Origin of the sequence: Lysinibacillus sp. BPa_S21 (assembly GCF_023337795.1) — a bacterium.
GTDB lineage: Bacteria > Bacillota > Bacilli > Bacillales_A > Planococcaceae > Lysinibacillus.
In genome coordinates, this window is the sequence record NZ_JALIRS010000001.1 from 447,598 (window position 1) to 461,703 (window position 14,106).

The 14,106-nt window shown below is 38.4% G+C and carries 13 protein-coding genes and 1 riboswitch; of the genes, 11 read left to right on the top strand and 2 right to left on the bottom strand.

What is annotated here, in order from left to right; genetic code table 11:
* The first annotated feature begins 19 nt into the window (after positions 1-19).
* The 5 genes from MOK21_RS02245 to MOK21_RS02265 all read left to right on the top strand — a co-directional run bounded on the left by MOK21_RS02245 (position 20) and on the right by MOK21_RS02265 (position 5,201).
* Positions 20-280, top strand: coding sequence for a hypothetical protein (locus tag MOK21_RS02245; RefSeq protein WP_249072351.1), 261 nt, complete (start codon positions 20-22; stop codon positions 278-280).
* A 17-nt stretch (positions 281-297) separates the two neighbouring features.
* Positions 298-792 (top strand): ECF transporter S component, encoded by a 495-nt coding sequence (locus MOK21_RS02250; protein ID WP_249072352.1) that lies wholly within the window; start codon positions 298-300, stop codon positions 790-792.
* Complete coding sequence (locus MOK21_RS02255; RefSeq protein WP_249072353.1) at positions 789-1,472, top strand: hypothetical protein; 684 nt, start codon at positions 789-791, stop codon at positions 1,470-1,472. Before MOK21_RS02250 ends, MOK21_RS02255 begins: the two co-directional genes overlap by 4 nt.
* 110 nt (positions 1,473-1,582) lie before the next feature.
* Positions 1,583-1,772, top strand: a riboswitch (cobalamin riboswitch).
* A 162-nt stretch (positions 1,773-1,934) separates the two neighbouring features.
* A complete protein-coding gene (locus tag MOK21_RS02260) occupies positions 1,935-4,148 on the top strand; it encodes a ribonucleoside-diphosphate reductase subunit alpha (protein ID WP_249072354.1) in 2,214 nt (737 codons plus the stop codon).
* A gap of 12 nt (positions 4,149-4,160) precedes the next feature.
* A complete protein-coding gene (locus MOK21_RS02265) occupies positions 4,161-5,201 on the top strand; it encodes a ribonucleotide-diphosphate reductase subunit beta (protein ID WP_249072355.1) in 1,041 nt (346 codons plus the stop codon).
* A 61-nt stretch (positions 5,202-5,262) separates the two neighbouring features.
* Here MOK21_RS02265 and MOK21_RS02270 read toward each other — a convergent pair whose 3' ends face one another.
* On the bottom strand, positions 5,263-6,324 hold the full coding sequence (locus MOK21_RS02270; RefSeq protein ID WP_249072356.1) for a tetratricopeptide repeat protein: 1,062 nt from the start codon (positions 6,322-6,324) through the stop codon (positions 5,263-5,265).
* A 272-nt stretch (positions 6,325-6,596) separates the two neighbouring features.
* On the opposite strand from MOK21_RS02270, the gene MOK21_RS02275 reads away from it, so the two are divergent.
* The 6 genes from MOK21_RS02275 (at position 6,597) to MOK21_RS02300 (ending at position 13,098) form a co-directional block, all read left to right on the top strand.
* Entirely contained in the window at positions 6,597-8,330 is a 1,734-nt protein-coding gene (locus MOK21_RS02275; RefSeq protein ID WP_249072357.1) for an ABC transporter ATP-binding protein, read from the top strand.
* Complete coding sequence (locus MOK21_RS02280) at positions 8,327-10,138, top strand: ABC transporter ATP-binding protein (RefSeq protein WP_249072358.1); 1,812 nt, start codon at positions 8,327-8,329, stop codon at positions 10,136-10,138. The genes MOK21_RS02275 and MOK21_RS02280 overlap by 4 nt, the downstream gene beginning before the upstream one ends.
* A 123-nt stretch (positions 10,139-10,261) precedes the next feature.
* The gene (locus MOK21_RS02285; protein ID WP_249072359.1) at positions 10,262-11,254 is read left to right on the top strand and encodes an alpha/beta fold hydrolase; all 993 of its coding nucleotides are present in this window, start codon (positions 10,262-10,264) and stop codon (positions 11,252-11,254) included.
* Positions 11,251-11,922, top strand: a complete 672-nt coding sequence (locus MOK21_RS02290) for a response regulator transcription factor (protein WP_249072360.1) — start codon at positions 11,251-11,253, stop codon at positions 11,920-11,922. Before MOK21_RS02285 ends, MOK21_RS02290 begins: the two co-directional genes overlap by 4 nt.
* Positions 11,919-12,920 carry a sensor histidine kinase gene (locus MOK21_RS02295; protein WP_249072361.1) on the top strand — a complete coding sequence of 334 codons (1,002 nt, stop codon included), beginning with the start codon at positions 11,919-11,921 and terminating at the stop codon, positions 12,918-12,920. Before MOK21_RS02290 ends, MOK21_RS02295 begins: the two co-directional genes overlap by 4 nt.
* 13 nt (positions 12,921-12,933) lie before the next feature.
* A complete protein-coding gene (locus tag MOK21_RS02300; protein ID WP_249072362.1) occupies positions 12,934-13,098 on the top strand; it encodes a hypothetical protein in 165 nt (54 codons plus the stop codon).
* Positions 13,099-13,173: 75 nt separating this feature from the next.
* Here MOK21_RS02300 and MOK21_RS02305 read toward each other — a convergent pair whose 3' ends face one another.
* Complete coding sequence (locus MOK21_RS02305; protein WP_249072363.1) at positions 13,174-14,049, bottom strand: LysR family transcriptional regulator; 876 nt, start codon at positions 14,047-14,049, stop codon at positions 13,174-13,176.
* Positions 14,050-14,106 lie beyond the last annotated feature (57 nt).

The window sequence follows — 14,106 nt, forward strand, 5'->3', positions numbered from 1 at the left end:
AGCGTAGCGGATGTTTTCTGTGCGAAAGCGTAGTGCTAACGCAGCGGCAGCAACAAAAGCGGCTCATCGGACGCCCCCAGGAAGCTCTGCTCTGCGCGAAAGCGAAGCGTCAGCGGCAAATGTTTTCTGTAGCGAAAGCAAAGCGACAGCAACAAATGTTTTATCTGTGCGAAAGCGAAGCGACAGCAACAAATGTTTTATCTGTGCGAAAGCGAAGCGACAGCAACAAAGCGCACAACCGGAACGGAAATCAACCCCGCGCTATAATAAAAAAATATAAAAGAAAGAGGAAATGGGATGGATCGACAAAGATTGATGAAATTGACACTTACTGCGATGGTAGCGGCAATTTGTGCAGTAGGTGCAGTCATTAAAATTCCTACATTTATTTCAACTGCTGCCCTTGACGCAGCACCCGCATTTTTGAGCGTTGTGTTTTTATCTCCAGTATTAGCTGGGATTGCGGGAGTCATTGGGCATTTTATTTCAGCCTTAACGATGGGCTTTCCTTTAGGACCATTACATATTATCATCGCAATGGAAATGTTTATTGTTGTATGGATCTTTGGGGTTATGCATAAAAAAGGAATGCATTTCTGGAAATGGCCTGTAGCACTTGTTTTAAATGGCGTGGTGGCACCATTACCATTTTACTTTATCATTAGTCCTGCGTTTTACTGGACGTCACTTACTAGTCTTCCATTGGCAACACTCGTAAATCTAGTGATCGTTGCGGTCGCGATGCCAATTCTCTCGAAAGTGTTTGTGCGTAAGGAAGGTCGAGTCCATTGAGAAATGCTATAAAAATTGGTGAATTAATTGCTACCACTGATAATGCAGCAGCAATTGGTGAAAAGCCACAAGATGTTGTGTCTGCGCCAGATCAACTAACTGCATACTTAACGGCACGTGTTACTTTTTTAGAGCAGCTCGCTGCAAATGCTTTACCCAAACATATCCTACTAGCTAACTTTTCAGGGGATGCAGCATGGTCTCGTTATATTGCAGGTATTCAGCAGGTATTTAATGAGGCAGGTTTTAGTTGTCCGCCAATAGATGGTAGTACAGAGTCCAATATGCCGACTCTTCAATCGGGTTTGTCTATATCGATGCTTGGTGAGCTGCGGAAACGCGCAACATTGAAACATGAACAGCTTATTTGGTACACTTATGGCCTGCCGCTTGTAGGCGATGAAGTCCTCGCACAGCCTGAAGATGTCGCACAGCTCCAACCTATTTTTCAAGCGTGGAAAGAAGAAATCGTGCAGCAAATATGGCCAGTTGGATCAAAAGGTCTACAAGCAGAATTTACTCGACTTTTTGGTAAGCAACAGGTCAAAAGTTCATTAAATGTTGAGAAATCGGCTGGTCCATGTGCAGTAGTTTTGCTAGGAATTGATCCAGAAAAAGAGCAGCTGGCACAAAAATATTTTTCTAGAAATTTTGAAAAACTACGTAAAACTGCATTGTAATTGGGCTTGCTTCGAGAAAAAGTAGCACTTTATAAGTCGCAAGGGGCAAAACACCTATTGCAACAACAAACACAATATGTTAGATTTGTTTAGGAATTAAAACACAATATATAGTATTTTGGACGAGCGGTACCAATATGGTTTAAATGGGAATTCGGAAAAAGAGTCAGCTCTTAAGCCGAAGCTGTCCCCGCAACTGTAAGTGCTGACAAATGATGAATAGGCCACTGTGAACAATGGGAAGGCCATCATTTGGAAGAAGCACGAGCCAGGAGACCTGCCGAGTCGTTCAAGACAGCAACACATTCTTCGGGGATTGAGAAGTGGAGGCGAGAGATTTGTTCACTTCTTTGTGTGCATGTCCTTCATTTCCATTTCCGATTTTACAGCGATCACGTAACCGATAGATGTTGCGTGATCGCTTTTTGTGTTGCTGGAGAAAGAAAGGGAGAGAATGTATACATGACAATTCAAATCGAACAGCAATTAGCTAAGCTCAAGAAAAGTTACACGGAGGATGAACTCGAAAGTTTTGTAAGATTATCGGATCGATGGCTACGAAAAAACGACAATGCCACGTTTGAAGCATGGGCAGATGCGATGATTTTACAAACGCTTAGCCTAATTGATGAGGAGGAGCCATACTGGACATTTGTCGCTGCTCAAATTTATTTAGAAAAATTATATGACCAATTTGCAATGCGCCGCGGCGTTTCAGTAAAGGATGTTTATAAGGTTTTTCCGCAACATTTAGCACACTATACAGAAGCTGGTTTGTATCATGAAAGTTTAACAACAAAATATAGTGAGCAGGAGCTTCAGGAACTTGCTGCTTATTTAGAATCAAGTCGAGATGAATTGTTTACGTATATTGGTTTAAAAACATTAATGGACCGCTATGTAGTCCGTGATTATACGAAAACTCCAGTGGAACTACCACAAGAACGATGGATGGTCATTGCGATGACACTTATGCAGGATGAAACAGAAAATCGTTTAGAAAAAGTACGAGAGTCTTATTGGGCGATGAGTAATCTATATATGACTGTTGCCACACCGACATTATCGAATGCAGGTAAAACACATGGACAGCTATCAAGTTGCTTTATCGATACAGTAGATGATAGTTTACAAAGTATTTATGACACGAATACTGATGTCGCAACTCTATCTAAGTACGGCGGTGGTATAGGTGTTTATATGGGCAAAATTCGTAGCCGAGGCTCATCTATTAAAGGCTTTAAAGGTGCATCTAGTGGCGTTTTACCATGGATTAAACAGCTTAACAATACGGCGGTTTCAGTGGATCAGCTAGGTCAACGACAAGGAGCTATTGCAGTTTATTTAGATGTTTGGCATAAAGACGTCTTTACGTTTTTAGATTTACGTTTAAACAATGGGGATGAGCGTTTGCGTGCCCATGATATTTTCACAGGGCTGTGCTTACCGGATTTATTTATGGAAACGGTTGAAGCGCGCGGGGAATGGCATTTATTTGACCCACATGAAGTACGAGAAGTGATGGGCTATTCACTAGAGGATTTCTATGATGAGAAAAAGGGTGATGGTTCTTTCCGTACAAAATACGCAGAATGTATCGCGAATCCATTGTTAAGTCGTGAAGTTGTACCAGCCATTGATATTATGAAGCGTATTATGCGCTCACAGCTTGAAACAGGTGTGCCGTTTATGTTCTATCGAGATGAAGTAAATCGCATGAATCCGAATAAGCATGAAGGGATGGTTTACAGCTCGAACCTGTGCACAGAAATTTTTCAAAATATGTCAGCTACAGAATTCGAGTCTATTACCCTTGAAGATGATGTCATCGTAACACGTCGCAAACCTGGTGATTTCGTTGTATGTAACTTATCATCAATCAATTTAGGCAGAGCTGTACCAGCTGGTGTTTTAGAACGATTGATCCCGATTCAAGTACGTATGTTAGATAACGTGATTGCACTCAATACAATTCCGGTCAAACAAGCAGAGCGTACGAACTTACGCTATCGTGGAATTGGACTTGGCACATTTGGCTGGCACCATTTATTAGCGTTGAAAGAAATTCAATGGGAGTCTGAGGACGCTGTAGAATTTGCGGACAAGCTATATGAGGAAATTGCGTATTTAACGATTCGTGCTTCTAACAATCTGGCATGTGAAAAAGGGGCTTACCCATTATTTGAAGGCTCGGATTGGCATACTGGTGCGTATTTTGACAAACGAGGCTATGACAGTCAGGAATGGAATGAGCTACGCGCTGCGGTTGCAGATAAAGGAATGCGTAACGGTTATGTTATGGCAGTTGCACCGAACTCATCAACATCAATTTTAGCGGGCAGTACGGCTACGATTGATCCTATCTTCCAAAAGAGTTATTCAGAGGAGAAGAAGGATTACAAAATTCCAGTAACAGTACCAGATTTATCACCAGTAACAACTTGGTATTATAAATCTGCTTATTTCATCGATCAAAATTGGACTATCAAGCAAAATGCTGCACGAGCACGTCATATCGACCAGGGCATTTCACTTAATTTATACGTTCAAAATACGATTAAGGCGAAAGATTTACTGGCATTGCATATGAATGCATGGGCGAGCGGTGTGAAAACGACGTATTATGTACGCTCAACATCTGTAGAATTGCTAGAATGTGAGTCTTGCGCTAGCTAGGAGGAAATAACAATGACAACAATTACAAAACGACAAATTATGGATAAGGAAGCGCCAAACCGTTCAACAGGCATTGTGAACGGGCGCTCTTCTAACATTTTAAACTGGGATGATGTACGTTTTAGCTGGGCTTATCCTAAGTATAAAAAAATGCTGGGCAACTTCTGGACACCATTTGAAATTAATATGAGCAATGACGTGAAGCAGTTCTCTGGGCTATCGCCAGATGAACAGGAATCCTTTTTAAAAATCATTGGCTTATTAGCATTATTGGACAGTGTGCAAACCGATTTTGCAGGGAAAGTAGCGGATTATTTAACAGATTCAAGCCTAAATGCATTAATGATTATTTTAGCGCAACAAGAGGTTATTCATAATCACTCTTATTCTTATGTGTTATCAAGTATTGTGAACAAAGATGAGCAGGATCGTACGTTTGACTTTTGGCGTACAGAGCCAGTGTTAGAGCGACGTAATGACTTCGTAATTAAAGGCTACCGCGCATTTTCAGAGGAACCAACTGTTGAAAATATGTTAGAAGCGATTGTTTATGATGTTATTTTGGAAGGTCTATTCTTCTATTCGGGCTTCGCGTTCTTCTATCATTTAGCACGCAATCAAAAAATGGTCGCAACGTCAACGATGATAAATTATATTAATCGCGATGAGCAGCTACATGTGGATTTATTTGTGAAGATTTATCAGGAGCTATTAGAGGAATATCCTCAATACGATACACCTGAACGAGCAGCTCGTGTACAAGAGATTTTCCGTGAAGCCGTTCAGCTAGAAGTCGATTGGGCCAATGAAGTGATTGGCGATAAAGTTGATGGCCTCGATGTGGAAGATGTGCATGATTATGTACATTTCTATGCGAACGTACGCTGTAATCAGCTTGGCGTGGAGCGCCCGTTTGAAGGCTATCGCAAAAATCCATTGAAATGGGTGAAAGCGTATGAGGATGTTGACTTAGGAAAAACAGATTTCTTCGAGCAACGTTCTCGCCAATATGTGAAGGTCAATGTAGAAGATAACGGGTTTGATGATTTGTAACAAACTTTAGAGTCAAAACAGCCATGTTAGCGTGATTCATGCTAACATGGCTTTTCTCTAGTTATTCAAAAAAATCGTCTTCGAAAAATGGTGGAATACCAGCTTCCCTTAAAAAGTATTTGTATTCAGTAGGGTTGTCTAAAAGTGATTTATTGGGAAGTAATACTTCATCTCTTAATCGTTGAACGAGTTGAGCATCTAATTCGGGAAACCATTTTTCGTAAGGTACTTTTCTTTCTACTTCAATAGAAATTAAAAAATCAATAATATATTCAAACATCACAGGGAAATCTTGTTTTATTTGTTGATGATGAGTAACGAAGGCTTCGATGTAATTATTCAATTCATGAAATGGTTCATTTGGATTATATCCACGTAAATATTTTCGGTCGTGCTGTGGAATAAAAGTAAAGCCACTAAGAGCATGCCATGCACCGAGCATTACTGTAAAAGCTGCAAGAGCACATCTCCGTGTTTCTAAATCTCGATCATTAAAAAAGCGATAATATTCATCATACTCAAAACCACTACTAGTATAAAAACCTCCAATACCAAAACCTTTAAGACCCTCTGTTACTTTTTCTACGATAGATTTTGTAGTAGGCTGTAATGGCTGATTTTTATCAATTGTGATAATTTCATCGCTACTAGAATCTAATCGACTACCTAAATAAGTAATTGTTCGATAGTGCTTTAATATATCTTGATTAGTTGTCGTAAAAGCGAGGTTGCCAATTAAGAAACCCATTGCATCAGCATGGTCTCCTAAGTTATATAATGCCATCGCGTAAAATATTTTCATTTGTTCTTTTTTAGGAAATTTACGCATTGCTTCTTGGTATAGCTTTTTCGCCTCTAAAAAGCGTTCGTGCGTTCGATAAATGCTTCCTAATTTGATGAATGCATCCTCTAGTTCGCAATCAGTTAAGCCCAATTCAATCGCTTGCTCATAAAATGGCATTGCCTTTGTTTCTTCAGCTAAAATATCAAAGCTTCGTGCACATTGATAGTGGAGAGAAGGATTGAGTGGATCAATTGATAATAATGTCAAAAACATTTCTTTCGATTCTTGTAGTTTCCCTTGTCTTCGTAGATGTAATGCACTATGTATAGTGTTTTCCATGAATCATCCTCGTCTCTGCTTTAATTTAAGGGTTGGACAGCCCTTAGGAAATGCTCAGTCGGAACGGTATACAATCTCAAGTTATGATGAGCTAATTAATTACCTATAATCATTATACTGGAAAAAGAGTTCAAAACACCCTTTTTTAGCCAGAAGTTCATTTACATAATTAAACGTTTCCCGAATATTACGAGACGCGAAAAATTAATTACCACTTGAGAATGATTTTCAGTTATAATTAAGATGTGAACGAAAAGAACGGAGACGAAAGAATGCAGGCAATTAAACAGTTAGGAGGGTATTTAGGACCCTATAAATTTTTTACCTTGATAGCACCACTATTAATGGTACTCGAGGTGACGATGGATTTACTACAGCCGACTATTATGCAGCATATGATCGATACGGGGATTGCGAATGGTGACAATCCGTATGTGCTGAAAATGTTCGTCTGGATGCTAATGAGTGCGGTATTCGGACTTGTTGGTGGGATAGGCTGTTCCTATTATAGTTCAAAGGCAGCCATTCATTTTGCATCGGATGTGCGTCAGTCACTTTATGAAAAAATGATGACTTATTCTGCAAAGGAACGTGATGCTTTTACAACAGGGAAGCTTATTACGATTTTAACGAGTGATGTGGAAAGTGTTCAGCGCGCGTTTATGATGACATTGCGTATTTTTGTACGTGGTCCTTTATTATTTATTGGGGCCGTAATTATTGTTTTTGTGACAGCACGTGAGCTATTTTCTATACTTCTTATTATTGTACCGCTATTGATTATTGCGATGTACTTTTTCACAAAGTATTCTGGTGTATTGTATCGACGAGTACAGGAAGCAATTGATGGTGTGAATACGAAGCTTCAGGAAAATTTAGCAGGGATTCGTGTTGTGAAGGCGTTCCGTCGTGAAACGCAACAGATTGAACAATTTAGTGGGCTTAATGATACGTTGACGAAGCGCTTTATTACAGCCGAGCAAATTGTTGGTGTGCTTGTGCCGTTTACGATGTTTGTTGTCAATCTAGGGATTATAGCAGCTCTTTGGCTAGGCGCCATTAAAGTAGAAGCTGGTACATTAAAGGTTGGGGTCATTCTCGCTTTTATTAACTATTTAACGATTATCCTAAATGGATTGATGACTTCTAGTATGGTGCTGATGCAAATTGCGCGTGCTATTCCTTCAGGGGAGCGTATCGTAGATGTCTTAAATAAAGAAGTAGCGGTCAAGGAAGCGGAAAATGCACTTACCGCACCAATACAAGGAGCGATTGACTTTCAAAATGTGAGCTATCGTTATTATGAATCGGCAGAGGATGTGCTGAAAAACATTACATTTTCCGTGAAACCGGGGCAAACGGTAGGTCTGATCGGAAAAACAGGTAGTGGGAAATCAACGCTAGTGAAGCTATTACCACGTTTATTTGATCCAACATGTGGAGAAATCTACATGGATGGCAAGCCTCTAAAGGATTATGCATTATCCACTTTACGCAAACATATTGGTTATACATCACAAAAAGCATTACTGTTCTCGGGCGCAATTGACCAAAATATCCGCCTTGGTAAGGAGGATGCAACGTCTGTAGAATTACAGCAAGCTCTTGAGGCAGCATGTGCCACTGAATTTGTGGGCCGACTGGATAAAGGTTTAGCGTATGAACTTTCGCAGGGGGCAACCAATCTTTCGGGCGGTCAAAAGCAGCGACTAGCATTAACACGTGCACTCGTAAGACAGCCTGCCATTTTAGTGCTGGATGACACAACATCAGCTCTGGATAGCGCCTCTGAAAAACATGTCCAACAAGCAATTAGTCATCAATATAATGACACAACGACATTTATCGTAGCGTCTAAAATCGCTTCTATTCAACAGGCAGACCTGATTCTAGTATTGGATGACGGCGAAATTGTTGGACAAGGTACACATCAACAATTATTACAGAATAATGAATTCTACCAAGCAATTTACGCTTCACAGCAAAAGGCTGGTGTACACCAATGAGTCAAAGTCAACCAAAGCAAATGAATTTTGGACGCGGACCACGTATGGCGGGGCCAGCTGAAAAGGCTAGAAATCAAAAAGCCACGATCAATCGTGTTTGGCAATATGTGAAACAACAAAAAACAGGGCTATATTTCTCTATAGTCTTTGTCATAGCTTCTACATTTTTAAGCTTAGCAGGACCGTACTTAATCGGACATATCGTTGATGAATACATTATGAAAAAGGACGTTGCTGGTACAATTCGGCTAGGAATTGTTTTAGGGGTTATCTATACAGCAGCATCTATTTTTACATGGCTACAAACATATGTCATGATTCATGTAGCGATGAAAACAATTCGCACATTACGACTTGAACTTTTTAAGAAGCTACAAATGTTAAGGCTGAAATTTTTCGATCAGCGAGCACTCGGTGATTTAATGAGCCGTGTAACAAATGATATCGATAATTTAAATACGGCACTTGCACAAAGTGTGACACAAATTGTATCGTCAATTTTAACGGTAATCGGTGTGAGTATTGCTATGTTCTCTCTAAGTTGGCAGCTAGCAATCGTGACGCTAATCATTATTCCATTAATTGTTTTTACGACGAAGCAAATTGTTAAGCGTAGTAGTAAAAACTATACGGCCCGTCAACGGGATTTAGGAAAGCTGAACGGTTATATTGAGGAAATGATTACGGGAGCAGAGGTTGTGACGCTTTTTGGGACAGAACAGCAAACGATTGAGACGTTCCAGAAGCACAACGAAAATCTTCGAAACTCGGCACAGCGAGCAGAAATTACCTCAGGTCTTCTAGGCCCCATTAATAATTTTATGAATAACTTAGGTTTAACTGTTGTCATTGGCACAGGGGCGTTTTTAGCGGTAAAAGGGATCGTGTCAGTAGGGGTTATTGCCGCATTTGTCACGTATACTCGTCAATTTTTCCGTCCATTGAATCAACTATCAAATCTTTTGAATACCTTCCAGTCGGCGATTGCAGGGGCAGAACGAGTCTTTGAAATATTAGATGAACCATCGGAATCAGCTGATAAAAAGCATGCCATTGATTGCCAACGTCTGAAAGGGGATGTGACATTTAAAAATGTTTCCTTTAGCTATTTGCCAGAGAAGCCAGTATTGAAAAATATTAGTTTCCAAGCCAAGAAGGGTGAAACCATTGCTCTTGTTGGTCCAACGGGATCAGGGAAAACAACGATTATCAATTTGTTAACTCGTTTTTATGATGTTGATGCTGGAGAAATTTTGATTGATGGTCATCCTATCGAGGATTATAAAATGGCCGCAATTCGTCAAAGAGTGGGTGTCGTCTTACAAGATACGTATTTATTCTCTGGGACGATTCGTGAAAATATTCGTTTCGGCAAACTTGATGCTACAGATGAAGAGGTGGAAGAAGCGGCGAAAATCGCGAATGCTCATAATTTTATTAAACATTTACCAGCGCAATATGATACACCTGTGCAGGTAGGTGGGGCAAACTTAAGTCAAGGTCAGCGACAATTGCTGGCAATTGCCCGGGAAATTCTTGAAAATTCAGACATTTTAATTTTAGACGAAGCTACATCGAGTGTAGATACGCAAACAGAAGTTGATATTCAAAAGGGGCTCCAGCATTTAATGCATGGCCGCACAAGCTTTGTTATTGCACATCGTCTAAAAACAATCGAAAACGCTGACCAAATTCTTGTGATTCAACAAGGTAAAATTGTGGAGCAAGGCAATCACCAGCAGCTCATGCAAAAACAAGGCATTTATAGTAACCTGCAGCAAAAACTTTTGCTGGAACAAGCGGAATAACATATAGAAGGCTGTCTAGTAAGTATGTAAATACTTATTAGGCAGTTTTTTTTCTACAAAAAATTAATTAGAAATTTATTTTTATTGTTTATCCTTTTCATTATCAACTGAGAGGGGAATTTTATGAAAAAAATATTTAAGAAAATAGTTATCTACTTTATTGCAGTTATACTTATTGGACTAGTGGCGATATTCAGCTATCATCGATATCAGCTTAGTAAGGAATCCAAACATTTAGATACTAATGGAACACTTGTTGAGGTCGATCATCAAAAAATCAATGTTTACACGGAGGGGGATGGTCAGGATACTTATGTGTTTATGGCAGGCTCAGGGGTTGCGGCCCCCATTTATGAAATGAAAGGGTTGTATAGTCAATTTTCTCAAGGACATAAGATTGTTGTTGTTGAAAGAGCGGGGTATGGCTATAGCGATGTTTCAAAGGATGAACGAGATATGGATACAGTATTAGCACAGACGAGAGAGGCGCTCCTGAAAAGTGGCAATAAACCTCCTTATATATTAGTACCACACTCTATTTCAGGTGTTGAAGCGATTTATTGGGCACAAAAATACCCTAAAGAAATTAAGGGGATAATTGCGCTTGATATAGGTTTGCCCAGTCAATATGCGGAACATAAAATGGGAGCAGTCGATTTATGGACTGTTAAAGGAATGAATTTGCTAACAAAATTGGGCGTACATCGCTTAGCCCCTTCGAAAGTGTACAATCAACAAGTAATCAAACAATCATTTTTATCTGAGAAAGAAAAAGAAATTTATAAAGCATTATCCTATAAACAAATTTTTAATGATGATATGAAAAATGAGCTACTACAAGTGTACGAAAATAGTATAAAATCAGAAGAGCTTCCAAAACCAAAAGACACACCTATTTTATTAATAGATGCTATTGCCGAACAAAATAAAGATTCGAAATTTACGAAGTATCATAGCCAGAAATATGCGGAATTTGCCGAACAAATTAACATTGCGGATGTGAAAGAGTTAAGTGGTACGCATAGTATCTATTTATATAAACCAGAGGAGATTTATAGGCTTGCTATAGATTTTATGAAGACTAAAGTTGACAACAAGGAAAGGTCGAGGGAATGAAAGGATTTACGATTTTAATAGTAGAAGACGACCCAATGATTGGTGATTTGATGCAAAAAATACTACAATGCGAAGGCTATGACGTTGTATGGAAAACAGATGGACGAGACATGATGACAATCGTCCATCAAATCGATTTAGTTATAATGGACATTATGCTCCCAGGGGAAGATGGCTATCAGCTCACAAAGAACATTAAAAGTCTAGGCTTAAATATTCCCATTATTTTTTTATCTGCTCGCGCTGATATTGAGAGCAAGCTGCAAGGGTTAACAGTTGGGGAGGACTATATGACAAAACCATTTGATCCAAGAGAGCTTCTTCTAAGAATAAAGAAAATGCTCGAGCAGCAATATGGAACATTCACGCAAATCCAGCATCTATTGATTGATGCAGAGCATCTTAAATTATTTAAAAATAATATACATGATGAAATAGCATTAACTGCGATCGAACGTAAAATCTTCTTTTATTTATTTGACAACAAGGATAGGGTCTTATCGAAAGATCATTTTTTTGACTATTTATGGCCGCTTGAAGATCGCAATCAAAATATCATCAATGTTCACATCAAAAAGATCCGAACGAAAATCAATGATCCATCGGGTACTATCCTACAAAATATTTACGGAGAAGGGTATCGATTAAATACCTACATAAAGAAATGACTTTAAAAACAAAATATCGATTATTATTATTTACGGCCATCATCAGTGTTCCAATTGTCTTGTTAGGGATCAGTGTGTCGATGTCTATTGTGTACGAATTCGCTTTTAAAACTAGAAATAAAGGCACTCCATTCCATGAATCTTTCGCCTATCCAACGATGCTGATTGTATTCTTCCTTTCCTTATGTTTGCTAGCATATTTATTTTCGAAATCGATCAATTCATTACTGACGAAAATAAATATGCTCAACAAAACAATTCGTGACTTAGCGAGTAATGAAAGTACACCGAGTACATTAGAGGTCGGCAGTGAAGATGAAATTGGGCAGTTAATTCAGTCGGTGAATTTACTAATTGAGCGAACTACTTATCGGGAATTAGAGCTTCAACAACAGCAGAAGCTGCAAAAAGAACTACTACAAAAGCTAAGGCACGACATTAATACTCCATTAACAGCGATGCGTTTACAATTATTTTATTTAGAAGATAGCTTTAAGGATCAACCAAAATTGGTAGAGTCCTTGAATGAGCAAATTCAATACATCGCTAGCTTAACGAATGAATTGAATTGGCAATCCTTAGATACGTTGGAGAATTCTTATATTGTACAGGAAGAAGTGCAACTCACGATATTATTTGAAATGATGATCAAAAAGTGGAGCTATCTATATCGAATGCAAAACATTGAATTAATCTATCATCAGGAGGATAGTCCTGTAACGTGGATAAGTAATGAACTATGGCTACAACGAATGTTCGATAATGTATTCCAGAACACCTTGAAACATTCAAAAGCTACAAAGCTTGAGATCACGATTAAAGATAATAAGGTTTTCATGACTGACGATGGTACTGGCTTTAAACCAAATCTCAGCGGACAAGGTCTGGGGTTGAAGATAATTGAGGATATCGCTAGAATTCTTCAAGTAAACTATTCCCTCCATTCAAATGAAGAAGGAACTGAAGTTAATTTTTCTTTTAATAAGCTAGTTAGGTGATAAATTAAAAAAGTTGGCCGATAAATTAAAGTTGGTCGATAAATCTAAAAAGCTAGGTGATAAATTAAAGTTGGTCGATAAATCTAAAAAGTTGGTCGATAAATTAAAAAAGTTGGTCGATAAATCTAAAAAGTTGGGTGATAAATTAAAAAAGTTAGGCGATAAAATTAAAAATTAGGGCGACAAATTCTAAAATTGTTCCGATAAATCTCGAAATTATTCCGATAAATTAATCTAGACCCTATCAATCAAACTAGCTTTGATCGATAGGGTCTTCCAGCAAAGATTCGATTACTTGTTTTAATTGAACAATAGGAGATTGTTGACTTTCGCTTTTCTTATAAATATATACAGTTTCTATTTCTTTATTTAGCTGCTGCAAATCATAATAGTGAATGTTGGCATAGTTATAAAGATCAATTAGTTTCGTATTTAACACAGCTATCGTGTTGTCTATTTGTAGAAAATCAAGGATACTACTTACCGATTTTATTTCCTTCATCGTAAAGGGCACTTGATTCTTTTTTAACCACTCCGCCATCGCCCGAGTATACATACAGCCTCTACTTAACACAAGTAGTGTAATGGGTGAACATTCGTTGAAATTAATAATATGTGAATTATTCGATATCACTTCAAATGTTTCAGTTGTAATCATGTCGTAATTTAAATCAGGGTAGTGTTTAATAGGATTACTTGTCAGAGCACAATCCATTGCGGCATTATGTACTTTTTCATTTAAGGAAGTGCTGGATTCCACCGTGAAATCTACATCTAATGGTATATTATTTGTCTGTAAGGCATTCATAATGGATGCGCCATAAATTTTAATTGTTGTATGGGAAGAGCCGAAGTTAATTTTTTTATTCGTTTGTGCTAGACCAATTTCTTGTAAAAATTCATCATACTCTTGTGTAATGAGCTTTAAAAATTTTAAATAGCGAGTCCCAACATCTGTGATCTTTAAGCCTTGCGGTGTACGTTTAAACACTTCCTGACCAATTTCAGCCTCTATTTTTTTCACTTTAGAAGTTAAGGCAGATTGCGTATAATTCGTCATTTCAGCGGATTTACTAAGGTTTTGCCTCTCCAAAATTTCGATTTTTAATGTTATTTCTTCTATGTTCATGTTGTTTTTCACACACCTATAAAAATTTTTGATAGCTACTATCATTTTCCTCCATTT